Source organism: Martinezella sp. CNPSo 3957 (assembly GCF_057784395.1).
In genome coordinates this window covers 298,476-323,495 of sequence record NZ_JBXSOU010000006.1, presented here as the reverse complement: position 1 = coordinate 323,495, position 25,020 = coordinate 298,476, and the positions used below count along the sequence as shown (strand labels likewise).

At 60.1% G+C, this 25,020-nt stretch carries 26 protein-coding genes and 1 tRNA gene; 7 read left to right on the top strand and 20 right to left on the bottom strand.

The window, feature by feature from the left end:
• Positions 1-34: 34 nt before the first annotated feature.
• A complete protein-coding gene (locus tag AC13QE_RS17245) occupies positions 35-583 on the bottom strand; it encodes a L,D-transpeptidase family protein (protein ID WP_488484559.1) in 549 nt (182 codons plus the stop codon).
• Between the two features lie 148 nt (positions 584-731).
• Here AC13QE_RS17245 and AC13QE_RS17240 point away from each other — a divergent pair, with 148 nt between their 5' ends.
• The gene (locus tag AC13QE_RS17240; RefSeq protein ID WP_488484558.1) at positions 732-1,415 is read left to right on the top strand and encodes a response regulator transcription factor; all 684 of its coding nucleotides are present in this window, start codon (positions 732-734) and stop codon (positions 1,413-1,415) included.
• Positions 1,416-1,422: 7 nt separating this feature from the next.
• Entirely contained in the window at positions 1,423-1,878 is a 456-nt protein-coding gene (locus tag AC13QE_RS17235; protein WP_015341494.1) for a cyclic nucleotide-binding domain-containing protein, read from the top strand.
• A gap of 117 nt (positions 1,879-1,995) precedes the next feature.
• Here AC13QE_RS17235 and xth read toward each other — a convergent pair whose 3' ends face one another.
• The 6 genes from xth to tesB form a co-directional block, all read right to left on the bottom strand.
• Entirely contained in the window at positions 1,996-2,799 is an 804-nt protein-coding gene (gene xth, locus AC13QE_RS17230) for an exodeoxyribonuclease III (protein ID WP_132720011.1), read from the bottom strand.
• 201 nt (positions 2,800-3,000) lie between these two features.
• Positions 3,001-3,669: an outer-membrane lipoprotein carrier protein LolA gene (locus tag AC13QE_RS17225; protein ID WP_488484557.1), complete on the bottom strand. Its 669-nt coding sequence runs from the start codon at positions 3,667-3,669 to the stop codon at positions 3,001-3,003.
• A gap of 135 nt (positions 3,670-3,804) precedes the next feature.
• Positions 3,805-6,477 (bottom strand): FtsK/SpoIIIE family DNA translocase, encoded by a 2,673-nt coding sequence (locus AC13QE_RS17220; RefSeq protein WP_488484556.1) that lies wholly within the window; start codon positions 6,475-6,477, stop codon positions 3,805-3,807.
• Between the two features lie 273 nt (positions 6,478-6,750).
• Positions 6,751-8,118 (bottom strand): ammonium transporter, encoded by a 1,368-nt coding sequence (locus AC13QE_RS17215; protein WP_132720008.1) that lies wholly within the window; start codon positions 8,116-8,118, stop codon positions 6,751-6,753.
• 27 nt (positions 8,119-8,145) lie between these two features.
• Entirely contained in the window at positions 8,146-8,496 is a 351-nt protein-coding gene (locus AC13QE_RS17210) for a P-II family nitrogen regulator (protein ID WP_015341499.1), read from the bottom strand.
• A 213-nt stretch (positions 8,497-8,709) separates the two neighbouring features.
• Positions 8,710-9,594 (bottom strand): acyl-CoA thioesterase II, encoded by an 885-nt coding sequence (gene tesB / locus AC13QE_RS17205; RefSeq protein WP_488484555.1) that lies wholly within the window; start codon positions 9,592-9,594, stop codon positions 8,710-8,712.
• Positions 9,595-9,677: 83 nt separating this feature from the next.
• Here tesB and AC13QE_RS17200 point away from each other — a divergent pair, with 83 nt between their 5' ends.
• Positions 9,678-10,892: a ubiquinone biosynthesis hydroxylase gene (locus AC13QE_RS17200; RefSeq protein ID WP_488484554.1), complete on the top strand. Its 1,215-nt coding sequence runs from the start codon at positions 9,678-9,680 to the stop codon at positions 10,890-10,892.
• A 41-nt stretch (positions 10,893-10,933) separates the two neighbouring features.
• On the opposite strand, the gene AC13QE_RS17195 is transcribed toward AC13QE_RS17200, so the two are convergent.
• Complete coding sequence (locus tag AC13QE_RS17195; protein ID WP_488484553.1) at positions 10,934-11,812, bottom strand: LysR substrate-binding domain-containing protein; 879 nt, start codon at positions 11,810-11,812, stop codon at positions 10,934-10,936.
• A 241-nt stretch (positions 11,813-12,053) separates the two neighbouring features.
• Here AC13QE_RS17195 and AC13QE_RS17190 point away from each other — a divergent pair, with 241 nt between their 5' ends.
• Complete coding sequence (locus AC13QE_RS17190) at positions 12,054-13,304, top strand: MFS transporter (protein WP_488484552.1); 1,251 nt, start codon at positions 12,054-12,056, stop codon at positions 13,302-13,304.
• Between the two features lie 7 nt (positions 13,305-13,311).
• Here AC13QE_RS17190 and AC13QE_RS17185 read toward each other — a convergent pair whose 3' ends face one another.
• The 4 genes from AC13QE_RS17185 to AC13QE_RS17170 all read right to left on the bottom strand — a co-directional run bounded on the left by AC13QE_RS17185 (position 13,312) and on the right by AC13QE_RS17170 (position 16,036).
• The gene (locus AC13QE_RS17185) at positions 13,312-13,500 is read right to left on the bottom strand and encodes a Trm112 family protein (protein WP_488484551.1); all 189 of its coding nucleotides are present in this window, start codon (positions 13,498-13,500) and stop codon (positions 13,312-13,314) included.
• Between the two features lie 10 nt (positions 13,501-13,510).
• The gene (locus AC13QE_RS17180; RefSeq protein WP_112336287.1) at positions 13,511-14,170 is read right to left on the bottom strand and encodes an LON peptidase substrate-binding domain-containing protein; all 660 of its coding nucleotides are present in this window, start codon (positions 14,168-14,170) and stop codon (positions 13,511-13,513) included.
• A gap of 227 nt (positions 14,171-14,397) precedes the next feature.
• Positions 14,398-15,372: a thioredoxin gene (trxA, locus tag AC13QE_RS17175; protein ID WP_488484550.1), complete on the bottom strand. Its 975-nt coding sequence runs from the start codon at positions 15,370-15,372 to the stop codon at positions 14,398-14,400.
• A 154-nt stretch (positions 15,373-15,526) separates the two neighbouring features.
• Positions 15,527-16,036 (bottom strand): prolyl-tRNA synthetase associated domain-containing protein, encoded by a 510-nt coding sequence (locus AC13QE_RS17170; protein ID WP_488484549.1) that lies wholly within the window; start codon positions 16,034-16,036, stop codon positions 15,527-15,529.
• Positions 16,037-16,280: 244 nt separating this feature from the next.
• Between AC13QE_RS17170 and AC13QE_RS17165 the strand changes: the two genes are divergently transcribed.
• Both AC13QE_RS17165 and AC13QE_RS17160 read left to right on the top strand, forming a co-directional pair.
• Positions 16,281-16,355 (top strand) — tRNA-Gly (locus AC13QE_RS17165).
• Positions 16,356-16,562: 207 nt separating this feature from the next.
• Positions 16,563-17,204 (top strand): DUF1007 family protein, encoded by a 642-nt coding sequence (locus AC13QE_RS17160; protein ID WP_112412987.1) that lies wholly within the window; start codon positions 16,563-16,565, stop codon positions 17,202-17,204.
• A gap of 21 nt (positions 17,205-17,225) precedes the next feature.
• Here AC13QE_RS17160 and AC13QE_RS17155 read toward each other — a convergent pair whose 3' ends face one another.
• Positions 17,226-17,972, bottom strand: coding sequence for a phosphatase PAP2 family protein (locus AC13QE_RS17155; RefSeq protein ID WP_488484548.1), 747 nt, complete (start codon positions 17,970-17,972; stop codon positions 17,226-17,228).
• A gap of 464 nt (positions 17,973-18,436) precedes the next feature.
• Here AC13QE_RS17155 and AC13QE_RS17150 point away from each other — a divergent pair, with 464 nt between their 5' ends.
• Positions 18,437-19,207, top strand: coding sequence for a MipA/OmpV family protein (locus tag AC13QE_RS17150; protein ID WP_488484547.1), 771 nt, complete (start codon positions 18,437-18,439; stop codon positions 19,205-19,207).
• On the opposite strand, the gene AC13QE_RS17145 is transcribed toward AC13QE_RS17150, so the two are convergent.
• Genes AC13QE_RS17145 through AC13QE_RS17115 form a run of 7 tightly spaced genes read right to left on the bottom strand, consistent with a single transcriptional unit; the run spans position 19,148 to position 25,019 of the window.
• Positions 19,148-20,488, bottom strand: a complete 1,341-nt coding sequence (locus AC13QE_RS17145; protein WP_488484546.1) for a class I SAM-dependent methyltransferase — start codon at positions 20,486-20,488, stop codon at positions 19,148-19,150. The two genes, AC13QE_RS17150 and AC13QE_RS17145, sit on opposite strands and share 60 nt — an antisense overlap.
• Complete coding sequence (locus AC13QE_RS17140; RefSeq protein WP_207899649.1) at positions 20,488-20,913, bottom strand: EamA family transporter; 426 nt, start codon at positions 20,911-20,913, stop codon at positions 20,488-20,490. The genes AC13QE_RS17145 and AC13QE_RS17140 overlap by 1 nt, the downstream gene beginning before the upstream one ends.
• Positions 20,913-22,061: a GNAT family N-acetyltransferase gene (locus AC13QE_RS17135; protein ID WP_488484545.1), complete on the bottom strand. Its 1,149-nt coding sequence runs from the start codon at positions 22,059-22,061 to the stop codon at positions 20,913-20,915. Before AC13QE_RS17135 ends, AC13QE_RS17140 begins: the two co-directional genes overlap by 1 nt.
• Positions 22,042-22,857: an alpha/beta hydrolase gene (locus tag AC13QE_RS17130; RefSeq protein WP_488484544.1), complete on the bottom strand. Its 816-nt coding sequence runs from the start codon at positions 22,855-22,857 to the stop codon at positions 22,042-22,044. The genes AC13QE_RS17135 and AC13QE_RS17130 overlap by 20 nt, the downstream gene beginning before the upstream one ends.
• Positions 22,847-23,719 carry a fatty acid desaturase family protein gene (locus tag AC13QE_RS17125; protein ID WP_488484543.1) on the bottom strand — a complete coding sequence of 291 codons (873 nt, stop codon included), beginning with the start codon at positions 23,717-23,719 and terminating at the stop codon, positions 22,847-22,849. The genes AC13QE_RS17130 and AC13QE_RS17125 overlap by 11 nt, the downstream gene beginning before the upstream one ends.
• Positions 23,716-24,069, bottom strand: a complete 354-nt coding sequence (locus AC13QE_RS17120) for a DMT family transporter (protein WP_132719996.1) — start codon at positions 24,067-24,069, stop codon at positions 23,716-23,718. The genes AC13QE_RS17125 and AC13QE_RS17120 overlap by 4 nt, the downstream gene beginning before the upstream one ends.
• Positions 24,066-25,019: an arginase family protein gene (locus AC13QE_RS17115; RefSeq protein WP_488484542.1), complete on the bottom strand. Its 954-nt coding sequence runs from the start codon at positions 25,017-25,019 to the stop codon at positions 24,066-24,068. Before AC13QE_RS17115 ends, AC13QE_RS17120 begins: the two co-directional genes overlap by 4 nt.
• Position 25,020 lies beyond the last annotated feature (1 nt).

Sequence of the window (25,020 nt, the reverse complement as noted above, 5' to 3'; positions counted from 1 at the left end):
GGAGAATAGCGGGATGTTAACCCCGGGCGACCTTTCAGACAACCCGGACGGTCGTACCCCTTCGCAGTAACGGCAGGATGCGCCTCATGTCGCGCAGGCTCACCGCAACACACCCGGCCGTCGGCTCATATCCCGGCCTGATCAGGTGGAAGAAGATCGCCGAGCCGCGATTGCGCCGGCGCGAGCGCACGTTCCAATCCAGCACCAGGCAGATATCGTAAAGGCCATCCTCCCGCTGCAATTCCTCGTGGCTCGGCTTGAAGGGCGCCTTCACCGGCCTGTTGTAATTGGCATCGTCGGGTTGATCGCACCAGAGCATATCCTTCCGGATATGCCGCATCGGCAGTGCCGTCCGCAGGAAGCGGACCCGATCGCCGCGCGTGAAGCCATAGAGTAGCTTCATGCCCGCAATAGGCGTCGCACCGTCGCCCTCCCGCTTCAAGATGCTGCGCCCGGACCGGCCGATTGCCGCCGGTACCGTGATGGCCCCCACTTGCACCAATGCCCGCGTTTTCTTACCCGGCGCAGGCCGCACGACGATCGTCGATGCGGTCCGTCCCGCCTCCGCCCTTATCTTTTGCATTTCCCTCACATGTTTTTGCTTTGCGTGTGATTTCGTTTGAAATCATAGCAGTTTCAACCAAACGACCAAGCCTGAGCCGCCTCGCGACTTGCCAAAAGTGCAATTTGGCGTAGGACTTAGGAGGAATGAGAACAAGGACCCGAACGGCATGACGGCACGCACCATTCTCCTGGTGGATGATGACAACGACCTGCGTGAGATGTTGGTCGAGCAATTATCGCTTTACGAGGAATTCAACGTCCTGCAGGAAGTGACTGCTGGAAAGGGCGTGCAGATGGCGCGCACCGTGCCCGTCGATCTCCTGATCATGGATGTCGGCCTGCCCGATATGGATGGCCGCGAGGCCGTGAAGCTGCTGCGAAAGAACGGCTTCAAGCCGCCGATCATCATGCTGACGGGCCACGACACGGATTCCGACACCATCCTAGGCCTTGAAGCCGGCGCCAACGATTATGTGACGAAGCCTTTCCGCTTCGCTGTCCTCCTCGCCCGCATCCGCGCGCAATTGCGCCAGCACGAGCAGAGCGAGGATGCGACCTTTACTGTCGGACGCTATCTCTTCAAGCCGAGCCAGAAACTGCTGACCACGGAAGATGGACAGAAGATCCGCCTCACGGAAAAGGAAGCCGCCATCATCCGCTATCTCTATCGCGCCGACCAGAAGGTCGTGACCCGCGATATCCTTCTCGAAGAGGTTTGGGGTTACAATTCCGGCGTGACCACCCATACGCTCGAAACGCATGTCTACCGCCTTCGCCAGAAGATCGAACGCGATCCCTCCAACGCCGAAATCCTGGTCACGGAAAACGGCGGCTACAAGATCATTCCATAGGCGATCGATGGCGCTGAACGACGATATTCGACTGCTGTCGCAACTGCCGCTGTTTCATGGCATGGGCGACGAGCCACTGCGACTGATCGCCTTCGGTGCCGATCGCCGCCACGTGAACGAAGGCCAGACACTGTTCCGGGAAAAATCGCCCGCCGAATGCGCCTATGTCATCACGCGCGGCAGTTTCGAGCTCAGCACCATCGATGCTAACGGCCAGATACAGGTGGAAGCGATAGTCCAGGCAGGCACCATGCTTTCGGAACTGGCGATGGTGACCTTGGTGGAACGGAAATATACGGCTGTCGCCGCCGAAGAGTCCGACGTGATTCGCATCACGCGCGCCCTCTTTCACCGCTTGATCGAGGAATATCCTGACGCCGGTCTGCTGATCCAGAACCGTATCCGCGAAAACTTCGCCGCCCTGGCCAGACAAGCGGCAGCAATGCTCGGGCGCTTTTCCTGAAGCAATTCCAGGAAAAGTGCGAAGCGGTTTTCCGTCCGGAATCGCGTAAATACAGAAGGATAGAGCGTTTTCGCGATTCAAAGAAAAGCGCAAACGCTCTAATAACCTCAATCCCTTTTAGAGATTGAAATGCGCCACGACCGGCACGTGGTCGGATGGACGATCCCAGCCGCGCGCCGCTTTCAGGATTTCGATCCTCTGCAGATGCGGGCCGAGATCGGAGGATGACCAGATATGGTCCAGACGGCGGCCACGGTCGGCGGCCTCCCAATCCTTGGCGCGATAGCTCCACCACGTATAGAGCTTTTCGTTTTCCGGCACCTGCTGGCGCATCAGGTCGAGCCAGGCGCCGCGTTTCATCACCTCAAGAAGCCCTTCGGTCTCCACAGGCGTATGGCTGACGATCTTCAGGAGCTGCTTGTGCGACCAGACGTCGTGCTCGAGCGGAGCGATATTGAGATCGCCGACGAGGATGGCGGAGGTGTTCTGCTCGGCATTGGCATGCAGCTTCTTCATCTCCTCGATGAAATCGAGCTTGTGGCCGAATTTCGGATTGACGGTGCGATCCGGTTCGTCGCCGCCGGCCGGCACATAGAAGTTATGCAGGCGAATGCGGCGGCCACCGCGCTCGAAGATGGCCGAGATATGCCTGCTGTCGCCGACATTGCAATAATCCTGGCGGTGGTCCTCGGTCAGCGGGAAACGCGAGGCAATGGCGACGCCATGATAACCCTTCTGGCCATGGATGATGATGTGCTCATAGCCAAGCGCGCGGAGGGGCGCATGCGGAAAAAGCTCATTCGGAACCTTGGTTTCCTGCAGGCAGAGAATATCGGGCCTGGCCTGCATGACGAACTGCTCGACAATTGGCATGCGCAGCCGCACCGAATTGATATTCCAGGTCGCAATCGAAAATCCCATGCCCCAACCTTTTCCCTAAAGCAATTCGAGGAAAAGTGCGCAGCGGTTTTCCGTCCGGAATTGCGTCAAAACAGACAGCCGGAGCGACTCGGCGATTCGATGAATCGCTGGTCCCTCCGGTCAGCCTAAGGCTTTAGACCGGCTGTGGCGGAAAGAAAAGCGCCATTCGCCGCTTACTATGACTCGGGATGGAGACGACGCTCAGCGCGTGTAATCGATGCGGAAAACGCTGTCGTCGAAGGCGACATTCGTCTTCACATTGTTGATGATCACATCGGTCGTCTTGCCCTGCGGGTCGATGACTGTCCATTGGCGCAGATCATAGGACTTCGAATCGAAGATCATCGTGATGGTGGAATCGCCGAAGACAGTTCGGTTGCCGAGCGTGATCTTGGTCAGATCCGGCTGCGAATCGACGTTGCGCACCATGTCGGCGGAAAGATCGATCTTGTTGGCCAGCAGCAGGCTCAGCGGCGTCTTCGACAGCTGATACATGTTCCTCGTCTGCGTCTGGTCGTTGATGACCTGCACGTTGTTCCCGTCGCAGATCACGCGCATGCGCGACGGCGGATCGTAGTTGAAGCGCATCTTGCCGGGCCGCTGGATGAAGAAGGCGCCGCTCATCTGATCGCCGCGCGGGCCGATCTGCAGGAAACCACCCTTCATCGACTTGATGGACGAGAAGTGGTCGGCAATGGCCTGGGCGATGCCGGGGTTGAGGGTAGCTGCGGCTGCCTGCGTCGGTGCTTGATCCTGCGCGAAAGCCGAAACTGGCAGAGCGCCTGCCGCACCGACCGCAACCACGGCGCCGAGGAAATGCCGGCGGGTCAGGGAAAGTCGGCTGGACGGCTGCGCATCAAACTTTGTCATCAAATTCTCCTTCATGCTTCGTCCATGGCGCGCAAAATCGGCGTCTTCATGGCGCAACGGCCCAGGGCCGGTAAGGGCTGCGATCAAATTTCTCTGAACATAGGCTGGATACGCAATACCGGAAGACGGATCGCCTCAGCGATCCAGAATGTCGGCTTTGGTCGGAACGAGAATTTCACGCTTGCCGGCATGGTTGGCCGGGCCGATCAGTCCCTCCTGCTCCATGCGCTCGATCAGCGACGCGGCACGATTGTAGCCGATGCCGAGACGGCGCTGGATATAGGAGGTCGAGGCCTTCCCGTCACGCAGCACGATCGCAACTGCCTGATCATAGGGATCCTCCGAATCGGAGAGATTGGACGTGCCTGCCGGGCCATGGCCGTCATCGTCCTCGTCGTCATCGGCAGTGATGGCATCGAGATATTGCGGCGCGCCCTGTGTCTTCAGATAAGCGACGATATCCTCCACCTCGCCATCGGAGACGAAGGGTCCGTGGACGCGCTGGATGCGCCCGCCGCCGGCCATATAGAGCATGTCGCCCATGCCGAGCAGCTGTTCGGCACCCTGCTCGCCGAGGATGGTGCGGCTATCGATCTTCGACGTTACCTGGAAGGAGATGCGGGTGGGGAAGTTCGCCTTGATCGTGCCGGTGATGACATCGACCGAGGGGCGTTGCGTTGCCATGATGACATGGATGCCAGCCGCACGCGCCATCTGCGCCAAGCGCTGCACCGCGCCTTCGATATCCTTGCCAGCGACCATCATCAGATCGGCCATTTCGTCGATGATGACGACGATATAGGGCATGGGCTTCAGGTCGAATTCTTCGGTCTCGTAGATCGCCTCGCCGGTCTGCCGATCGAAGCCGGTCTGCACGGTCCGGCTGATCGCCTCACCCTTGGCGACGGCCTGTTCGACGCGGCTGTTGAAGCCGTCGATGTTGCGCACGCCGATCTTCGACATCTTCTTGTAGCGCTCTTCCATCTCGCGGACGGTCCATTTGAGCGCAACCACGGCCTTCTTCGGGTCAGTGACGACAGGCGACAGGAGGTGCGGAATGCCGTCATAGACGGAGAGTTCCAGCATCTTCGGATCGATCATGATCAAACGGCATTGCTCGGGCGTCATGCGGTAGAGCAGCGACAGGATCATGGTATTGATGGCGACGGATTTACCCGAGCCGGTGGTACCGGCGACGAGCAGATGCGGCATCTTGGCGAGATCGGCAATCACGGGCTCGCCGCCGATCGTCTTGCCGAGCGACATGGCAAGCTTCGCCTTGGAGGTCTCGAAATCCCGGCTGGCTATCAGCTCGCGCAGATAGACCGTCTCGCGCGTCGAGTTCGGCAGCTCGATGCCGATCGCATTGCGGCCGGGAACGACGGCGACGCGGGCAGCGATCGCGCTCATCGAACGGGCGATATCATCGGCAAGGCCGATGACGCGGGACGACTTGATGCCTGGCGCCGGCTCCAGCTCATAGAGCGTGACGACCGGACCGGGGCGGACATGGATGATTTCGCCCTTGACGCCGAAATCCTCCAGCACGCCTTCGAGCATGCGCGCATTCTGCTCCAGCGCGTCAGCCGAGAGCGTTGCATCGCGGGCGACGGCCTTCGGCTCGGCAAGTAGATGGACGGCGGGAAGCTGGAAGCCGTAGGGACGAATGAAGGACGTCTGCGCCTCGCGCTCAGCCCGCGCGCCCGGCTTCGGGCGTGGCGCGGCCGGGGTGACGCGATGGCCGGCGGCGGCCCCCTTCGATGCAGCCGGGGCCAGCGGCCAATCTTCATCCTCATCGTCAGGCAGGATATCGGCAGGACGCCGCGGATCGCGATCATAAAGGGAATCGTCGTCCTCATCCTCGTCATCGCCGAGGCTGATCGAGGGCGCGGAAACGACGCGCCGGGCGGCGGGGCCATCCATGGACGGATCGAGACGGTCACCACGCACCATCGGCGCTTTGGCGCGCACGGGCTCGTTCAGCGTGCCGAATTCGTCATCATTGAAATCGTAAGGCGCGTCGAAGGCATGGTCGCGGCGCTTGCGCGGACCCATGCCGAACAGCCGGCGCAGGCGGGCCTGGGTGTTGTACCAGGCATGCATGACGGCGCCGAAGGCCATGAAATTGCCAAGGAAGCTGCCGCGGTCGTCATCCTCGTCCACGTCGCCCACCCGACGGGCGCGGCTACGGGTTTCCTCGTAATCGTCCTCATCCTCCTCGTCTTCCACGAGATTTTCGCCGATGATACCGGAGGCAAAGAGCATGAGCCAAATGGCCGGGACGGCGAGAACCGAACCGATGATGATGGCGACGACACCGCTCGGATAGGTGCCGATGAAAAGGGCCGGGAGGCGTAGCAGAAGATCACCGACGACACCGCCGATGCCGTTGGGGATCGGCCAGGTCGGCGGGGCGGGAAAGCAGGCGATCGAGCCGGCTGCGACGATGCAACCGCCGAACCAGGCGCCGAGGCGCGAGGGTACCCGATGAAGCTTGCGGTTGGTGATCAAAGCAAAGGCCCAGGCGACGACGGGCAGCATCGCCAGAAGCGAGGTGAGGCCGAGCGACTGCATCATGATATCGGCAAAGGCGGCGCCGGGAAAGCCGAGCAGGTTGGTCGGCGCATTGGCAGTTGCGTAGGAATAGCTGGGATCCATGACGTTCCAGGTCGCCAGCGCCGCAACGGCGAGCGCCAGCAGGAACAATATGGCAAAGCCCGACAGCCCCTTGATCTGACGCCAAACCACGCTCGAAAGCGATAAACGGTCGGGGCGACCGCTTAACGCCGCCGAATTGCTTCTGCCCATGATATCAAGCCCCGTTCCAGTCCAAAGCGCAAGCGAATCGGTCTATGCCCACTCGCCGGCAGGTTAGCCATACCTAATCAGAGGAGGGTTAATGGCATGTTAACCATGCGCGCCGGGCCGGGGGATTGTCGGCCTTTCCGGCTGAATGTGATTGCACCAAAGAAAAGGGCCCGAACCGAGGTCCGGGCCAAGAGCGACCTATTTGCGATGAAACAGGACGCGACGGGATGTTCAGCGAGACCGGAAACTTTGCTCCGGTCTCGCAAGCTCCGATCAGGAATTGTGGTAGGCGGCTTCGCCGTGCGAGGCGAGGTCGAGACCTTCGCGCTCGGCTTCCGGAGCGACGCGCAGGCCGATGATGACATCGACGACCTTGTAGAGGATCGCCGAGCCGATGCCGCACCACAGGATGGTCGTGACGACGGCGGTCAGCTGGACGATGACCTGGCTGCTCATGGTGACGCCTTCGGCATAGCCGACGCCGCCGAGCGAGGCGCTGGCGAAGATGCCGGTTGCGATGGCGCCGAAGATGCCGCCGATGCAGTGCACGCCGAAGACGTCAGCCGTATCGTCATAGCCGAACTTGTTCTTCACGACCGAGACGAAGAAGTAGCAGAGCGGCGAGACGATCAGGCCCATGACGATCGCGCCCATCGGACCGGCAATGCCGGCTGCAGGCGTGATGGCGACGAGGCCGGCAACCATGCCCGAAGCGCCGCCGAGCATGGAGGCCTTGCCGCGGGTGAAGGTTTCGACCAGCGACCAGGAGATGATGGCGGCTGCGGTTGCGATGAAGGTGTTGACGGTTGCGAGCATTGCGCCGCCGGATGCTTCAAGGTTCGAGCCGGCATTGAAGCCGAACCAGCCGACCCAGAGCATGGATGCGCCGACCATGGTCAGCGTCATGGAATGCGGAGCCATCATGTCCTTGCCGAAGCCGACGCGCTTGCCGACGAGAATGGCGCCGACGATGCCTGCGATACCGGCGTTGATGTGAACGACGGTGCCACCTGCGAAGTCGAGCGCGCCCATCTTGAAGAGCATGCCGTTGGAATCCCAGACCATGTGGGCGATCGGGAAGTAGACGAAGGTCGCCCACAGCGCGCAGAAGAGCACGGCGGCGCCGAACTTGATGCGCTCGGCGAAGGCACCGATGATCAGGGCCGGCGTGATGGCGGCAAAGGTCATCTGGAACAGCATGAAGATGAACTCAGGAATGACGACGCCCTTGGAGAAGGTTGCAGCCGTCGTCGAGGTCGAAACGCCCGACAGGAACATCTTGGCCGTGCCGCCCCAATAGGGGCTGGTGCCGCCGCCGAAGGCGAAGGAATAGCCGTAGAGAACCCAGATGATCATCACGACCGCGCCGATCATCGTGCACTGCATCAGGACCGAGAGCATGTTTTTGGCGCGGACAAGACCGCCATAGAACAGCGCAAGGCCCGGAACGAGCATGAAGAGCACGAGAATGGTGGAGATGAACATGAAGGCGGTGTCGCCCTTGTCCGGAACCGGCGCGGCGGCGGTCGCAGCGGCTGCAGCCGGGGCGGTCTCCTGCGCAAAGGCGATCGCCGGCGCAAGCAAGGCCGCAGAAAGCGCGCCCACCCGTGTCAGGGCAGAGGAAAGCTTGGAAAATGACATGCAAATAACTCCCTGGTCCGCCGTGTCTTACAGCGCTTCTGAATCGGTTTCGCCCGTACGGATGCGCACGGCATGGTCAATGGAATAGACAAAGATCTTGCCGTCGCCGATCTGGCCGGTCTTGGCGGCCGACGCGATGGCCTCGACGGCCTTATCGACGGTTTCGGATGCGACGGCGACTTCGATCTTCAGCTTCGGCAGGAAGCTGACGGCATATTCGGTGCCGCGATAGATCTCGGTATGCCCCTTCTGGCGCCCGTAGCCCTTCACTTCGGTCACAGTCAGGCCCTGGATGCCGACAGCCGTGAGGGCCTCACGGACCTCATCGAGCTTGAACGGCTTGATAATGGCCATCACAATTTTCATCTGGTTTCCCATCCTTTGTTAGCCTCGGCGCGGAGCCGACTCTCCTTGCCGCCGACGAGTGTTTCTGCAGCGACTGGCCATACACATTCAAAGGGCGTGCCAGATTCGTGACACATTTATAACGTATTGAAATAAAACAGATTTATTGCGTAGATCCAATAAAGCGGCATTTCTCGCCAAAAGAGCAGCACAAATAAAGTGCAATTTTATAAAATTGCACTTTATTTAATCATTTGCCTTTTTACGAATCAGGCCTTCCTGCGCTACCGACGCAATCAGGATACCGGATCGCGTAAACAGGCTGCCACGCGTAAATCCGCGCGCGCCGGAGGCGCTGGGGCTCTCCTGGCTGTAGAGCAGCCAGTCGTCCAGCTTGAACGGTCGATGGAACCACATGGCGTGGTCGAGGCTCGCCACTTGGACAGTCGGGTCCAGAACCGATGTGCCATGCGCATTCAGGGAAACATCGAGCAGCGTCATGTCGGAGAGATAGGCGAGCACCGCATTCTGGTAGAGCCGGTCATCCGGCACCGGTCCCGTTACCCGAACCCAGATATTCTGCCGCTGGCTCGGCTGTGCGCGGGAGAAATAGCTCTCGATCGACGCGGGCCTGATTTCGATCGCCCGCTTGCGCTCCCAGTAGCGGCGGACGTTCTCCGGCGCGTGGGCGAGGTAGCGTTGTTTGACCTGCTCCTCGTCCATCAGTTCCTCCGGCATCGGCACATCAGGCATATCGCCCTGATGATCGAAGCCGGGTTCGTCGACCTGAAAAGATGCGGTCAGCGCAAAGATCGCCTTGCCATGCTGGATAGCCAGCACACGCCGCGTATTGAAGCTGGAGCCGTCACGCAGGCGGTCGACCTGATAGAGGATCGGCACCGAAGGATCGCCCGGCAGCATGAAATAGGCATGCAGCGAATGTGCGAAGCGATCGCCATTCACCGTTCTCTGCGCCGCCATCAGCGCCTGGCCGATGACCTGTCCGCCGAAGACGCGCTGCCAGCCCACCTGCGGACTATTGCCGCGAAACAGGTTCATCTCGATCGTTTCGAGATCGAGCGTCGCCAGTACGGTTTCCATCGGGGTGAGCTTCTCGGTCTCTCGCGACATTTTGCTTGAACTCCCATGGTAGGAACCGTCAACAGGATGCTCTATATAGAGCAGGACGTGACAGTAAGACACAGGGAAGCGCTATGTTGGACATGCTGGTAGTGGGTGGCGGATATGTGGGTCTTGCCGCAGCAGTCGCAGTCAAGCAGGCCGCACCTCACCTCGACGTCATGATCGTGGAAGCCGCTCCCGAAACCGCCTGGAAGAAGGACATGCGGGCATCGGCGATCATCGCCGCCGCCTCGAAGATGCTCGATGTTCTCGGCGTCTGGAACGAGATCGCGCCGGAGGCCGAGCCGATCACCCGCATGATCGTCACCGATTCGCGCACCGGCGACCCCGTCCGCCCGGTCTTCCTCACCTTCGACGGCGAAGTCGCCGAGGGTCAGCCCTTCGCCCACATGGTCTCGAATCTGACCATGGTCGGGGCGCTTCGCGGTGCCTGTGAGCGCTTGGATATCCCGATAAAGCATGGCCTCAGCGCCACGGATTTCGTCACCGACGACAACAAGACCACGCTCACCCTCTCGAATGGCAGCACTCTGGAAACGCGGCTTCTGGTCGCCTGCGACGGCGTGCGCTCCAAGCTGCGCGACATGGCCGCTATCAAGACCGTCAATTGGGATTACGGCCAGTCCGGCATTGTCGTCACCGTCGAGCATGAGCGCCCGCATGGCGGCTGCGCCGAGGAGCATTTCCTGCCCTCCGGCCCCTTCGCCATCCTGCCGTTGAAGAACAACCGCTCCTCGCTCGTCTGGACGGAACGCACCGCCGACGCCGAACGGCTGGTCGCCTCGGACGATCTCGTCTTCGAGGAGGAACTGGAACGCCGCTTCGGCCACAAGCTCGGCGCACTCACCACTGTCGGAGAACGCCGCGCCTTCCCGCTCGGCCTGACGCTTGCCCGTGCTTTCGTCGCACCGCGCTTTGCACTGGCCGGCGATGCCGCCCACGGCATCCACCCGATCTCCGGCCAGGGCCTCAATCTCGGCTTCAAGGATGTGGCGGCCCTTGCCGAAACCATCGTCGAGGCCGACCGCCTCGGCCTCGACATCGGCTCGATCAACACCCTCGAACGCTACCAGACCTGGCGCCGCTTCGACACCTTCCGCATGGGAGTGACGACCGACGTGCTGAACCGGCTCTTCTCCAACGACAACACACCGCTCCGTATCGCCCGCGACTTCGGACTGGGGATCGTCGACCGCCTGCCCAGCCTCAAATCCTTCTTCATCGGCCAGGCGGCCGGCACGACCGCGAAGGACAATCCGCGGCTGCTGGCTGGTGAGGCGATTTGAAGGATCGGGATCGAATCGCCAATCTCTAAAGCGGAAACCCTCTATTCGAGGTTTTGCATCTCGGCATCCATCCAGTTGCAGAATTGCCGGACGGCTCTCGATTCCAAACGGCGCTGATAGCGATACGTGCCGGTTTCGACCGGTTCATAGCCCGGCAGGTTTACCAGCGCACCCGATTTCATTTCCCGGCCCGTGAGGATGGTCGGTGCGAGTAGCACTCCAAGACCGGCGACGCAGGCATGAAGCGCGGCATCGTCCGTGTCGAAGGCATGGCCGAAGGAAAGGTCTGCCGGCGAAAGATGGAACGCCTCGCACCAGAGCCGCCAATCCCAGTTGCCTACACAGCATTGCAAAGCCGGCAGGCGCGGAACGGCAATCTCCTGACGATTGGCGTCTTTTGCCTGCAAGCCCGGAGAAACGACCGGACGGCGCAGATCACGCGCAAGGAATTCCCATCCTTCGGCCGGCTCCCCTATCCTGAAATGACGGATACTGACATCTGAATGCGGCACGATTGAAAAACTCCGCGCAGAACTCGTTTCTACCCGAACGCGCACCTGCGGGCAGAGGGCGCGGAAGCGATCCAGCGACGGGATGAGCCAGCGCAGCGCAAGCGATGTCGTTGCGTGGACGCTGATTTCGTTTTCGTCGCGATAAAGAGCCTCGGCCGAACGCTCGATGAGCCCGATCGCCGGCCCCACCTCCTGATAAAACCGCCGCCCCACTTCGGTGAGGGAGACGGTGTTGTTTCCCCGACGGAAGAAGCACACCCCAAGCTCGTCTTCAAGCTTTTTGAGCTGGTGGCTTATCGCACCGGAAGTTACGCCAAGCTCATTGCCGGCGGCCGTCAGACTTCCCGTGCGTGCCACGATGGCAAACACCCTGATGGCGTTGAGCGAGATGCGGTGCCGATCCTGCATGAATTTTCCTCAAGCTCCCCTCAAATTCCTCGTTTGAGGATAATGCGAAAATCGAGCACAAATGGAGATGAAATCACACCAGAAATTCACGCTTTAAGCCCCACCCAATATCACAACGGACTCGGAACCACAGCAAGTGCAGCCACTCAGCCAGCATTAATTTCTTTTCGCCATCGCGGACGGAAATGCCGATGTTCCTCATTCCATAAGAAGTAAAGCTAGTCGCGTCCAAAGGTCCTTGATGCCCCCTCTTTTCCATCGTTGCCGCGGCTTCATGGCGCTTTCCGCGCCGATTACTGGCATGCGGTTTCGCTCGCCTACAGTTCGTGCCGTTGTCGCCCTGTCGCTGACGCAGCTCATCGGCTGGGGCGCGACCTTCTATCTGCCGGCAGTGACCGGTCCTGCCATGGCTGGTGAACTGGGCATGGCTCTGCCCATGGTCATGGCGGGACCAACGATCATGCTTGTCGTGATGGCCGCGATATCCTGGCCGCTGGGCAGCACGATCGAGCGCCACGGCACGCGTCCTATCATGACCTTGGGGTCCGTTCTGGGCGCAGCCGGATTGCTGACCGTGGGGCTTGCCCACGGTCCGGTCTTCTATATCCTTTCATGGGCGGCCCTCGGCCTTGCCGGCACCTGCATGTTGACCACACCGGCACAGATTGCAGTCAGCGAAATGGCCGGAGAGAGCGCACGTCGTGCGCTCGGTGTTTTGATCCTGGCCGGCGGGCTGACATCGACGATCGTCTGGCCGCTGACCGCCCTTCTGCAGGATCAATGGGGCTGGCGCGCAACAACGCTTCTCTTTGCCGCGCTGATGCTGTTTGTCTGCGCGCCGCTGCACTGGACCACGCTTGCCCGTCAACCCAGGGAGAAATCGGTTGCCAAGACCGCGCCGGAGCCTGCCCGCATCCATGGGCCGAGTTTCACCTTGCTGGCCGCAAGCTTTGCCGCCAACGGCTTCGTTACCTGGGGATTTGCCCTGACGATCATCATCCTCTTCGAAGCTGCCGGTCTCGATCATGCCAGTGCACTGGCGGCGGCTGCCTTCATCGGCATTGCGCGATGGGCAGGCCGCTTGATCGATTTTCTCGGCGGTGGGCGCTGGTCGGGCTTTGCCATCGGCCTCGCGGGCTCGGCTCTGTTTCCCTTGAGCTTCGCGGTTCTTCTGCTGAGCAACAGCTTCACGGGCGCCATGCTTTTCGCCACACTTTATGGCATTGCCAGCGGCATCACCGCCGTTACCCGCGCCACGTTGCCGCTGCAGATTTTTCCCACCGATACTTACGCCCGTGCGTCGGCACGACTGGCGGTGCCCCTCAATCTCTCCTATGCAGCGGCGCCGCCATTATTCACCACCGTGGTAACCTATGCCGGCCCGCAGGCTGCTCTGTGGTTGGCCCTAGTGATCTCGAGCTTTGCATATTGCACGCTTCTCGGCCTTTTGCTTGTGCACCGCCGAGTGAAGGACGCATCTCAACCGAGCTGAGCCGGCCTCAATCCTCGATACGTCTCGCTTCCGAAATCAGCATGATCGGAATGCCGTCGCGGATCGGATAGGCAAGGCGCCCCTTTTCCGAGATCAGCTCGTTCTTTTCCCGATCGTAGCTCAGCGGCCCCTTGGTCAGCGGGCAGACGAGGAGATCGAGCAGTTTCGGATCGACTTTGCTGACCGTAACATCCATCGGCAAGCTCCTACTGCATCAGCGAATCGGTATCGCCGGAGCCGGCCAGCACGATCTTGACGATGGCGATGAAGGTTTCGGCACGGCTCTTGAGATCCGGGGCTTCGAGAAGAGCCTGCTTTTCAGCCGGATCGAAGGGCGCCATCATCGAGAGCGAATTGACCAGCATCATATTGTCGGCGCGCTCGACGCTTTCCCAATCCGCCTCCAGCTTGTTGGCTTCCAGATAGGCTCGGAATGCCGAAAGCAGCGCGGCGCGGTCGACCGTATCCTCTTCATGGTGCGACTTGAGGTCGGAGATAAAAGGCGTGATGCGGAAGGTACGATAGGGCTGGTGCGTGGTGATTTCATCCATCAGCCGGAAACGGCATATGCCGGTCAGTGCGGCGATATAGCGTCCGTCGCCGGTTTCGGCGATGGACGTGATCCGCCCCAGGCAGCCGACATGCGAGAGGTTCGGCGATTCGGCCGGCTCGGAAAGGGCGGGCTGCACGATGCCGATCAGCCTGTTGCCGGCGATCGCCGCATCGAACATGGCAAGATAGCGCGGCTCGAAGACATTGAGCGGCAATTGCGCCCCGGGCAACAGCAACGCACCGGACAAAGGAAAGACAGCAACCGATTCGGGCAGATCGCTTGGCTTCAAATATCTGGCATTGCCGACTTGCATCTCTTCCATCCCGCTAGAACACCGCGCTGCCGGCCACGGTGGGCCGCACAGGAACGACACACATCGCGGTCGCTTCCCATCCCGCGCCACGTCGTCAGACAATGTGAGCCCGTCTGCCGAAAACACAAGAGTATTTTAGCCGAGGTGCCGATACGCCGCATTCAGCTAAACAAACGATCGCGCGAAATGTTTCGCACGATCGCCATCCACATCAGGAAAACAGGATCTTACGAGAACAGAATGGAGGAAAGCTTACGCCGTGCCGCAATCGTGGCCGGGTCCTTGGCGCCCCATACCTCGAAGAACTCCAGGAGCTGGCGGCGTGCGCCGTCGTCGTCGTAGCTGCGATCCTTGCGCATGACGGTCAGAAGATGCTCGGCCGCCTCTTCGCGCTTGCCTTCGACATTGCGGATCTTGGCGAGCTTGACGCGCTGCTCGTGATTGTCGGGATTGGCCGCCAGTTCCTGCTCGATCGCCACTGGATCGCCGAGCTTGCGGGCCTCGTCGATCTGGTCGAGCTTCTTCACCACCGCCTGGATGCCGGCATCGTTGGCGAGCGTTTCCGGCAGGTCGGCAAGCGCCTCGCGGGCGCGCTGGCTCTGGCCGGCGGCGATCATGCATTCCGCCATGCCGGCGAGCGCCTTGGCATTTTCGGGATCCGCCTGCAGCACCGCGCCGAAGAGCTCGGCGGCACCATTGACATCACCGGCGGCAAGCAGGCCGCTCGCCTCTTCCAGAACGGCGGCTATTTCCGCCGCCTGATCGTCCGCACCGCCCGCTGGGCCGCCGAGACGATCGATGAACTGGCGAACCTGGCTCTCGGGAACAGCACCCATGAAACCATCGGCCGGACGGCCGTCGACGAAAGCGATGACGGCCGGGATCGACTGGATGCCGAGCTGACCGGCGATCGAGGGATGATCGTCGATGTTCATCTTGACCAGCTTGACGCGCCCCTGGGCTTCAGTGACGACCTTTTCGAGAACCGGCGTCAGTTGCTTGCAGGGGCCACACCAGGGCGCCCAGAAATCGACCAGCACCGGTTGCCGGCGCGATTCTTCGATAACATCCTTGGCGAAGTTGGCAGTCGTCGTGTCCTTGATCGGCGAAGCGCCGCCTGCGGCCGGCGCGCCGCCGTAAGATGCCGAGGCCGACATCTGCCCGCCGAAGGAAGCGTTGTAGGGATTGTTCGAACCGCTCATGAGTGTCTCCCGCCTGCCGGCATCCTTGATCTTGTGAGGAGCATGATTCCCAAACGAACTGAGTTCGCCGGACAGCACGCCGAATGGAATGGTCAAAGCACGCGGACAGCCCGAAGAGAAGCCGCCTGCCATATCTTAGCGCTAAAATCGTACGTTAGCTCGTCACTTTCAAGACTAGCGGCGCATGACCCGTCGCCTCCATGAAGCGCAGGAGGTCGCCGCTGGCAATCGATGTCGTGGCATCGTTCGACAGAGGATGGCAATTGACGATGTCATGCGCCATCAGATCGGCATCGAGGACGAAGGTGACATTGTTGCCCGCGTCATTGATCGCACCGAAAGCCGTGACGGATCCCGGAATGACGCCGAGATATTCCATCAGCTTTTCCGGCTTGCCGAAGGACACCTTGCTGGCCGCGCCAATCAGCGTGTGGACGGTCTTCAGATCGACGGTCGCGTTTTCCTCGACGGTCAGCAGGAAGAAATTGTCCTTTTTGTCCTTCACGAACAGGTTCTTCGTGTGCCCGCCCGGAATCTCGTCGCGCAACGACACCGATTCGGCGACGGTGAAGACCGGGGCATGATCCTTGGTGGTATGGGCAATGCCGAGCCCATCCAGGAATCGGAAAAGATCGTCGCGGGTTTTCGGGCTGGTCTCGGTCATGACGTCTCGCAATGAAGAATGGTTCGCCCCTGATACGTCGCTCACAATTTCATTGCAATCTTCGAGACGACAAAGCCCGGCGTTTCCGGGCTTTCCGAGAGCTTATGGAAAGAAGATGCATTTTTTCTTCGCGAACTCGTCATTTCCCTGTTGCATTTGAAAAATGGTTAGGCCATATAGCGCCCGTCGCCGCAAGACGACGCCCAGCGGTCCAACACACTACCCCGGATCGCGACGGGAATGAGCGGGTGTAGCTCAGGGGTAGAGCACAACCTTGCCAAGGTTGGGGTCGAGGGTTCGAATCCCTTCGCCCGCTCCAGTTTTCCAGATTTCCTCCGAAAAGAAAAAGTCACGGCTCAGGCCGAGGCTGGTATTTTGCCGAAAAGGCAAGTTTCCTTATTCCCGTTTCCTTTCCTTGCATCTATGCCTTGCCCACGCGCAAAGGGTCTCAAATCAGTCTCATTTGCCGTCCAGGTCTGCGCATCGGATAGACGGACGAAACGCGGTAGCTACTCGCATGAAAAGCATGAAAACAAAGATTTCCCTGCTGATTGCGATGCTGTCGCTTCTACCCATTCCCGCATTTGCCCATCCGCATATCTTCATCGATGCCAAGTTCGAGGTCGTCTCGGCGCCCGATGGCTCGATCAGCGAGCTGCGCAACGTCTGGAGCTTCGACGAGGTGTTTACCTCTTCCGTGCTCATGGATTACGGCAAGAGCGGCGACCAAGTGTTGAGCGCGAGCGAGCTAAAGGCGGTGGGAAAGACGGTCCGGGATTCGCTGGCGCAATATGGTTACTATACGAACGTCACCAGCAACGGCAAAGCGGTGCCGATGGCCAAACCGGACGCGGTTGAGGCCAATTACAAGGATGGTTCGCTGACGCTGACCTTTTCGCTGAAGCCGGAGCAGAAGACCTTTCTCAAGGGAACCACCATCTTCGGCATCTACGACAAGACGCTCTATACGGCGGTCGATTTCGCCACCGACAACGATTTGACCACGTCGGGGCCGGCTTTAGGCCGCTGCAAGCGCAAGGTGATCAGGCCCAACCCGAAGGAAGTCATGGCGGAAAACCAGGCCGCGCTGACCAGCATGTTCTTCAGCGACCCCAAGGGCACGGACTACTCGCTGCTGGTCGCGACGCGGCTCGAAGTCCAGTGCTGATCCTGCAAGGGGTAGCTTCCCTCATTTAAAAGGCGGACCATCGTTTTCGGCAGACCCCTTGTCCCTTGGCCCAGGCGATATGTAGCGGCGGGCGATGAGCCAGCAGGCGAGCGCCCAGGTCGCACCGGCGCACCAGCCGCCGAGAACGTCGGTTGGATAATGCACGCCGAGATAGACCCGGCTCGCGCCGATCATCAATGTCAGCAGGATGCCGGCCGCGACGATGAAAACCCGCGTCGAACGATAGGTCCGCGTCCCTGAGATCAGCGCGGCAAGGGTCAGATAGGTCACGGCCGATACCATCGCATGGCCGCTCGGAAAGCTCAGATCGTGAACCTCGACCAGATGCGGCACGATTTCCGGCCGCGCCCGCGCGACGCCGACCTTCAAGGCCGTGCTCAATGCCCATCCGCCGAGAACCGAGGCAAGAATGAAGATGGCGATGGAGCGCTGCCGGTCGAGCAACAGATAGGTCGTGACGAGCGCCGTCATCAGCGCCAGCACCGTCGTCCCGCCGAGGCTTGTGATATCCTTGACGGCATGGGTGAGCCATCCCGGCCCGATCGGCATGGCAAGGTTCCCGGGCTGACGAAGCGCCAGCAATATCGCCTCGTCGAACCCCTTCGTGCTGCCTTCGAGGACCTCGCCGGTCAAATAGATGAACAGAAGAATGCCGCCCGAAAGCGCAGCGAACATCACGAGCAGCAATGGCTCGTAGCGGTTCAACCATCCCGGAATGCCCGATGTGCCCAATGGCCGATCCTTCATGCGCGAAAACCCGCCTTGCCTGCTCTCATATCGTTTCGCCCAGAATCGAAGCCCGATAGCGGACAAAGCCTATCTAGGAACAAAACGCGCAGCTTCCAACCAATCAAAGCCGCGATGATATATTCGGCGGCGCATGCGCTTCAGGTTCGTGAAATAAAACCTCTCTATCTTGACGGGAATTGTCGCAGGCACCGCGGCAGCCACGACAGGATGTGGCCTGCTTCGCTTTCTGCCGAAGGATGGTTCATGGGGGCGTTAGCAATACAGACGCGTTCAGGCTGGTGGTCAGGCGCCATGTCTGTTGTCAAACTTTCTACTGTTTTCCAAGCCGCGAGCTGTGCTACTAGAGCTGCAGGGGCGATCAGGCATCAGGTGTTTTCAGAGTGTTAAATGTTGGGACATCTTTTTCCGCCCGGCTGTCTGTGCTGGCCGGAACGGGGCTGCTGGCAGCGTGTATAGCCGGTATGTTTCCCACCCCATCCAAAGCAGCGGATGACACCCCTAAATCCTCATCCGATACCTGGGTTGTCACGCTTGGCGCGACCGTGGAATACGGCCCGAGTTATGAGGGATCGAAGCATTATACCTTCGGCGCCCTGCCCTCATTCGACATCCATCGTTTGGGTGAGGCGCAGGAATACAGCGCACCGGACGATAATTTCGATTATCAGCTCTTCGATCTCGGCGGCGTCGAAATCGGCCCGGTTGTGGGACTGCGGGACGACCGCTTCGACATCAACAACCTGCACCTGCAAAGCCAGCGCAGAGTGCGCTGGAACTTCGATGCGGGCGGCTTCGCCCAATATTGGCTGATGGACAATCGGCTCCGCTTCCGCACGGAAATACGCCAGTCGCTTTGGGGCGGCGATGGACTGGTCGGCGATTTCGCTCTCGACTGGTTCCAGCCGCTCGGAGACAAATGGCTCCTGTCCGCCGGTCCTCGCCTGTCGATGGCAAATTCAGTCTATATGCGCACCAACTTCGGCATCTCGGAGAGTGAAGCTGCCAGACATGGGCATATCAATGCCTTCGACGCCGGTGCTGGCGTGAAATCGGTCGGCTTTACCGTGGCAGCGACCTATACGATCTCGCCGGAATGGAGCGTGCAGGTCTACGGAAAATATAACCGTCTGGTGGGCGATGCGGCCGACAGCCCGATCACCTCGCGCTTCGGCTCACCCGACCAGAACATCATCGGCTTTACGCTGAACAGAACCTTCAACGTCAAGTTTTGAAGCACTCTTCGCTTCATTCTCGGCGATATAGTTGCGCGTCAGCGGAATGATATCATTTCGCTTGGCGATCTGGATCTGGAAGACGACGAGATCCTCGTAGCGGAAGGCGGCCTCCGCCGTCGAAAGATAATATTCCCACATCCGACAGAAGCGCTCGTCATAGAGCTTGGCGGCGTCGTCCCAACGCGCCATGAAACGCTCCCGCCACGCCTCCAGCGTCTTGGCATAATGCAGCCGCAGCACCTCGACATCGGTGATGGCAAGTCCCGCCGCCTCGATCTCCGGTACGATCTCGGACAGCGCCGGAATATAACCGCCGGGAAAGATATATTTGTCGAGCCACGGCGTCGTGAAGCCGGGCGTCGCCGAACAGCCGATGGTGTGCAGCACCATGATGCCGTCATCCTCGAGCAGTTCAGCGCATTTGCGGAAGAAGGTGCGGTAGGACGCTAGCCCGACATGCTCGAACATGCCGACGGAAACGATCCTGTCGAAGCGGCCGGTGAGGCTGCGGTAATCCCTCAGCGCGAACTGAACCTCCGCCGGCGTTCCGCCGACCCTGTCGGCGACCCGCTTCGACGCATATTCATGCTGCTCTTCCGATAGGGTCACGCCGAGCACGTAACCGCCCGGTGCATGTTCGGCCATATGCAGCGCGAGGCCGCCCCAGCCGCAGCCGATATCGAGGATACTGTTGTTCGGTTCGATCAAAAGCTTGGCGGCGAGATGCCGCTTCTTGGCAATCTGCGCGTCGTCAAGCGATTGATCTGCATGCTCGAAATAGGCGCAGGAATATTGCCGGTCCGGATCGAGGAAGAGTTCGTAGAGCCTGCCGTCGAGATCGTAGTGGTGCGCGACATTCGCCTTCGATCGTCCCGGAAGGTTGCGGTGGCGGAAAATTCGCAGCTTCGTCCTGATATGATCGATGATGCGGGCAATGAGGGGGTGAGTACTGTTCTGCCCTTCGCGCAGCATCATCGCCACGAAATCGTAGAGCGTACCCTGCTCCACGATGAAGCGGCCATCCATAAAGAGCTCGCCAAGCCGCTTATCGGCATCGATGAGGAGCGCCCATTCTGCGCGGTCGTCGGTGAAACGGACATGGACCGGCTTGCCGGTGCCGTCGCCGAAGGAGAGCACACGGCCACTGGCCGTGGTCACGGTCAATGCGCCGCGCGTCACGATCGAAGACAGCGCGCGCTTCACACACCAGTCTACAACGCCGGAGAAAAGGACATTGCTCTTGCCTGTGGGGCGGCTTTCAGCTGGAGAACCGGTCATCATCTATCCTTACCGGCGCTGCTGCGCAGCCCGTCATGCTTGACATGCCAATCGTCACGCTCTTCCGGCGCTGCATTGGCTCCTGCGATCAACCAGACCCCCAGGAGGATCAAACCGCTGCCGACCACCTGCAGGGCGACGACACGCTCGCCGAAGATGAACCAGCCTGTCGCGATAATCAGCACGTAGCTAATGCCGGAAAGCGGGAAGGCGCGGCTGAGATCGAGCTCGGCAAGCACGTTCATCCAAATGAAGAAGGTCACGATCTCGACGGCGATAGCTGCCAATATCCAGTAGGAAGAGAGCGCTTGCCACAGCCAGCTTTCCGCGCCCCCGCCGTTCATCTGCTCGGCTCCGAGCTTGATGAAGAATTGGAACAGGGTATTCAGCACCGGCACGGCAAGCCAGGAAAGACGCATCGGCATTACACATCCGCCTCATCTGTCGAGAACAGCGGCGATACCAGTCGCAACAGTCCCTGAAGGAAAGGATTGCGGTGGCGGAAATACATCGCATTGGCCGTCAGCTTGCTGCCGAGCCGCACCTTGTTTTCATAATAGGCCTGACCGCTCTGGTACCGGCTCAAGCCATTATCGAGGCAATAGCGCAGATTGGTGAACCAGCTCAGGAAATAGAGATTGTAGGGCCGGCCCTTTTCGCCATCCATGCAGAAGAACTTGTCGATCGCCAAGCGCTCGTCATGGACGATCAGATTGGCGGCCATAAGCTTGTCTTCGACAAAATAGAAGGCGCAGAACGAGCGGCCGCTCATCCGCTCGAGAATGCCCTGGAAATAGGCAGGCGTCAGTTCTTCGAACTGCCATTCGCTGCGATTGCGCGTGTCATGATAGAGCGCCATGACCTCAGGCAGGAATTCACCGAAATCGGTCCGGATCTCGACCCTGACCTGTTCGAAAGATTTCATCTTGCGGCGCATGTCCTTGCGCGTACCGGACGAAAGCCTGGCGAGATATTCGTCGACCGTCTTGAAATCGATGTCGAGCCAGGCCGTCGGAAGGCCGCCGATCGAGGCATAGCCGCGCGCAGCAAATAGAGCGCCGAATTCGGCCGATGTCGGCTCGGGAATATCCTTGAGGCCGATCAGCCCGCAATGCTCGGCCGCGGCGACCTGCTCGAAAAAGGACAGCATCTCGGCCAGCAAGACGCCGCGGCGCTCGCCATCGACGTCGGGATGAAAGCCGATCGCCCCCGTTTCCGTGCAGGGTGAACCCAGGCAGGCAAGGCGCAGCTTCAGGAACTTCGGAAAATAGCGCTGGACCTTGCGCATGGACCGACGCAGGAAGCCTTCCTCCAGCGTGGTATCAAGGGCATAAAGGCAGAGAAAGGCTGGCATGGCTGCGCTGACCCGTCCGCCTTCCGTGACGGTGATGTAGCGCCATTCGAACCCCTCAAGACCAGCCTCTTCGATCGCCAGCAAGCAATCATAGTCCTCGACCTGACCCGGGAAACACGCATTCCAGGCATCGCGGCCAATGGCGCGGATGCTGACATGAACTTCGGCCACCGGATCGCCCATCGGCTGCGGCGGGACTTTAAGCAGCGGCTGCGACATGACGCGCCTCGAAGAAATCGGCCGTAAAATCGGCCACCTGGCGGTGTTGCCGGTCGACATGGATCATGTGGTAGCTGTCCGTGATCCATTTCAGTTCGTGCGGAGCACCGATATGCTCGGAAATGTAACGGGCATGCTTCGGGCTGGCGAGATCGTCATCCTCGGCATGCAGGATCAGCGTCGGCGTCTGCATTTGCGGCAACTGGCTGCGAAGAGCCTTGCCCAGCCGGTGCATCTCGACCAGACCCTTGCCCGGGAATTTTTCCAAAACGCCTTCGCTCGCCATGCCTTCGATCAGCCGGCGCATGCGCTCGTCCTTTATCCCAAGCGAGGTCGTCTCGCTGAAGTTCAGCCGATCGAGGAACGGAACGCGCGACAGCCAGCCGATCTGGGAGGCCAGCAGCGGATAGTAGAAGGGAACGTCCCAGCCGTCATAGCTGAAGCAGGGAGAATAGATCGCCACCGCGCTGATGGTTTTCTTCTGCTGTTCGGCGGCCAGCATCGCCAGCTTGCCACCGACGCAGATGCCGGCCGCAAAGACTTCCTGCGTTCTGGATGCAAGAAATTCCGATGCGCTGACGACAGAGGCTAGCCAGTCTTCCCAGCTCGTTCCGCGCAGGGTCTTCGCATCGACGCCATGGCCTGCGAGCAACGGCGCATAGATGCTGTAGCCCCTGCGGTTGAGGTGACGAGCCACCAGCTTCATTTCGGCAGGCGCTCCCGTCAGACCGTGAATCAGAAGAACGCCTTTGCCGTTTGAGCCCTCCATGAAGAAGCTCAATTCGTCAGCTTTCATGAGAGAGCTCCGACGGCCGGTTTTCCTTGGCCATAAAGCCAAGAGCATGGCAGGTGCTGATCACATGCGTGCCATTCTTTTCCTGCTCGTCCTTGATCTGCTCATGCAGCGCCTGGAGTTTCGTCCAGTGGGTCCGCGGGCGATAATGATGCTCCGCATGATAGCCGTTGCCGAACCAGAGCCAGTTGTAGAAGGATTTGTGGCTCGAAACGCCCCAGGCGATCGGCTCGTCCGGATCGCCGTTCAGATGCTCGTAATAGCCGTTCAGCGACGACAGGCAATTGCCGATATAATAGAACGGCACGAAGAACAGCACCGCTTTCCAGTCGTAGACAAGCGCGAGCGCGGCGAGGCCTAGGAAGAAATAGAGTTCGAACCGTCCCCAGGCCGCATCGAAGGGGCGGTTGCGGGCGATCGCCTTGTGGATGTCGCCGAGGCTATCGCGGAAGAAGCTCAGAAACGTGTAGGACCAGACGTTTTCCGGCTGGCCGTCGCGGCCATGGCGATAGATCGACAGCAGATCGATAGTGTCGCCTTTCTCATCCGGCCGGTCACTGTTGCCGGAATGGTGGCGCATATGCACCCAATGATAATAGGTCTGCGAGAAACCGATCGCGACCGACTCCAGCAGGCTGAAGCCGTAGTTCATCCAGCGCGGCTTGAAATAGGGCGTATGGATGAAGTTATGCGATATGCTGTTGATGTTCCACGAGATCGAAACGGCATAAAGGCAGCCTAGAATGGCCGAGAGCCAAAGCGGCCGGCTTTCGAAGCCGACGATCAGATAGACGTCGAAGGCGAGATGGGCGACAGCGGCCAGAACCGGTGCCAAATCCCATCGGGTGTGCGCAAAGATTTTCATAATCCTGTAACTCCCACGCAAGCCACGCCGGCGGTGACGAGGAACACGCCCGTCGCGTGGCGCAGGTTGATGTTTTCCTTGAAGATGACGGCGCCGGCGAGCACGATGACCACATAGCTCAGCGCCATCAGGGGGAAGGCGATAGTCAGGGGGACGCGCTCCAGAACGGCCGTCCAGGCGAAAAGCTCCACGGCCCAGAACAGAATGCCGAGCCAGGTGATCGGCTTGGCCAGCGCCGAAAGCAGGGTGCCTTCGCCGGCCGTTTGCTTGAAGCAAACTTCGCGGGCCGTCTCCGCGAGTATGCAGAATAGGATCAGTCCCAGCATGGGAAGTGTCAGGCTGCCAGTCATTCCATGTACTCCGCCAGCACCTCCAGCAGCGCATGATTGGCTGCGCTGTTGATGTTTCTCATCGCCTCGGCGCCCTGGCGCATACGCGGCTGATCGATGAAGATCTCCGCGCGCTTCATGAACTGCGTCCGAAGACTGCCAGCATAACTCGGGGTCGAATAATCCCCGATGACATCGGCGCCGATGATGCGGTGACGGCTGCCGATTTCGCTGATGAGGGAGAGGAGATAGGGCAGCCGCATGCGGCCCTGATCCCAATTGGTAACGGCATCGTCGGCGGCCAGCACGTCCTTGTCGATCGTCACATAGACCGCTTCGGTGCGAATGCGGCTGAGCATGTGATCGATGAAATTTTCCTCGCCGATTTCGGCGATCGATTTCCAGTGCAGCGCCCCCCGTTCCTGGCGGTAGCTGGCGCCATTGCCGTAATCGGCCAGAACGCGGCTCGGCGGATGTTCGTAAGGGTAGAGTTCCAGCTTGCCGTCGCCGAGCCAGTGCAGATTGGCTCCCTTTCGCTCCGGGCTGCGAAGATCATGGCTGCAGACGCCGATCGTAATGACCTTCTGGATGCTGGGATTGGCAAGTGCGCTGTTGACCCAGGAGCCGCAGTGCAGGCCGCCGTCGAACTTGACCCAATCCGGATGATTGTCGAAATGGATCAGCGTGGCCGCGCTGGACTGCCGCTCGAGCGCGTCGTCGAGCAGTAGGGCGGTGATATGATGGAAATCACCGGAGCCCATGAAGCACAATTGCGGGGTCTTACCTGTCGCAGGCCTGTTCTTGACGATCTCGCGGCTGAGATCGTCAAGAGGACCCTGTTTGCTCCAAAGCCGAACCTGCTGGCCGGCATTCTTGCCGAAATACTGGTACGCGCCTGCGAATTTGCACGCGCGTACGAAGTCGGGCTGCAACTCCAAAGCATCATCGAGATGAAGAAGCAGCAGTTGCACC

What these genes read in the sequence shown, in the direction of transcription:
- AC13QE_RS17170 (WP_488484549.1), bottom strand. Translation starts at nt 16,036, where the DNA reads ATGACCGAGACCAGCCCGAAAACCCGCGACGATCTTTTCCGATTCCTG.
- AC13QE_RS17145 (WP_488484546.1), bottom strand. Translation starts at nt 20,488, where the DNA reads ATGACCGGTTCTCCAGCTGAAAGCCGCCCCACAGGCAAGAGCAATGTC.
- AC13QE_RS17125 (WP_488484543.1), bottom strand. Translation starts at nt 23,719, where the DNA reads ATGAAAATCTTTGCGCACACCCGATGGGATTTGGCACCGGTTCTGGCC.
- AC13QE_RS17130 (WP_488484544.1), bottom strand. Translation starts at nt 22,857, where the DNA reads ATGAAAGCTGACGAATTGAGCTTCTTCATGGAGGGCTCAAACGGCAAA.
- AC13QE_RS17225 (WP_488484557.1), bottom strand. Translation starts at nt 3,669, where the DNA reads ATGACAAAGTTTGATGCGCAGCCGTCCAGCCGACTTTCCCTGACCCGC.
- tesB (WP_488484555.1), bottom strand. Translation starts at nt 9,594, where the DNA reads ATGTCGCGAGAGACCGAGAAGCTCACCCCGATGGAAACCGTACTGGCG.
- AC13QE_RS17215 (WP_132720008.1), bottom strand. Translation starts at nt 8,118, where the DNA reads ATGTCATTTTCCAAGCTTTCCTCTGCCCTGACACGGGTGGGCGCGCTT.
- AC13QE_RS17135 (WP_488484545.1), bottom strand. Translation starts at nt 22,061, where the DNA reads ATGTCGCAGCCGCTGCTTAAAGTCCCGCCGCAGCCGATGGGCGATCCG.
- AC13QE_RS17140 (WP_207899649.1), bottom strand. Translation starts at nt 20,913, where the DNA reads ATGCCGATGCGTCTTTCCTGGCTTGCCGTGCCGGTGCTGAATACCCTG.
- AC13QE_RS17155 (WP_488484548.1), bottom strand. Translation starts at nt 17,972, where the DNA reads ATGAAGGATCGGCCATTGGGCACATCGGGCATTCCGGGATGGTTGAAC.
- AC13QE_RS17180 (WP_112336287.1), bottom strand. Translation starts at nt 14,170, where the DNA reads ATGCAAGTCGGCAATGCCAGATATTTGAAGCCAAGCGATCTGCCCGAA.
- xth (WP_132720011.1), bottom strand. Translation starts at nt 2,799, where the DNA reads ATGGGATTTTCGATTGCGACCTGGAATATCAATTCGGTGCGGCTGCGC.
- AC13QE_RS17240 (WP_488484558.1), top strand. Translation starts at nt 732, where the DNA reads ATGACGGCACGCACCATTCTCCTGGTGGATGATGACAACGACCTGCGT.
- AC13QE_RS17200 (WP_488484554.1), top strand. Translation starts at nt 9,678, where the DNA reads ATGTTGGACATGCTGGTAGTGGGTGGCGGATATGTGGGTCTTGCCGCA.
- AC13QE_RS17160 (WP_112412987.1), top strand. Translation starts at nt 16,563, where the DNA reads ATGAAAACAAAGATTTCCCTGCTGATTGCGATGCTGTCGCTTCTACCC.
- AC13QE_RS17120 (WP_132719996.1), bottom strand. Translation starts at nt 24,069, where the DNA reads ATGACTGGCAGCCTGACACTTCCCATGCTGGGACTGATCCTATTCTGC.
- AC13QE_RS17235 (WP_015341494.1), top strand. Translation starts at nt 1,423, where the DNA reads ATGGCGCTGAACGACGATATTCGACTGCTGTCGCAACTGCCGCTGTTT.
- AC13QE_RS17185 (WP_488484551.1), bottom strand. Translation starts at nt 13,500, where the DNA reads ATGGATGTTACGGTCAGCAAAGTCGATCCGAAACTGCTCGATCTCCTC.
- AC13QE_RS17220 (WP_488484556.1), bottom strand. Translation starts at nt 6,477, where the DNA reads ATGGGCAGAAGCAATTCGGCGGCGTTAAGCGGTCGCCCCGACCGTTTA.
- trxA (WP_488484550.1), bottom strand. Translation starts at nt 15,372, where the DNA reads ATGAGCGGTTCGAACAATCCCTACAACGCTTCCTTCGGCGGGCAGATG.
- AC13QE_RS17245 (WP_488484559.1), bottom strand. Translation starts at nt 583, where the DNA reads ATGCAAAAGATAAGGGCGGAGGCGGGACGGACCGCATCGACGATCGTC.
- AC13QE_RS17210 (WP_015341499.1), bottom strand. Translation starts at nt 8,496, where the DNA reads ATGGGAAACCAGATGAAAATTGTGATGGCCATTATCAAGCCGTTCAAG.
- AC13QE_RS17150 (WP_488484547.1), top strand. Translation starts at nt 18,437, where the DNA reads ATGTTTCCCACCCCATCCAAAGCAGCGGATGACACCCCTAAATCCTCA.
- AC13QE_RS17190 (WP_488484552.1), top strand. Translation starts at nt 12,054, where the DNA reads ATGCCCCCTCTTTTCCATCGTTGCCGCGGCTTCATGGCGCTTTCCGCG.
- AC13QE_RS17195 (WP_488484553.1), bottom strand. Translation starts at nt 11,812, where the DNA reads ATGCAGGATCGGCACCGCATCTCGCTCAACGCCATCAGGGTGTTTGCC.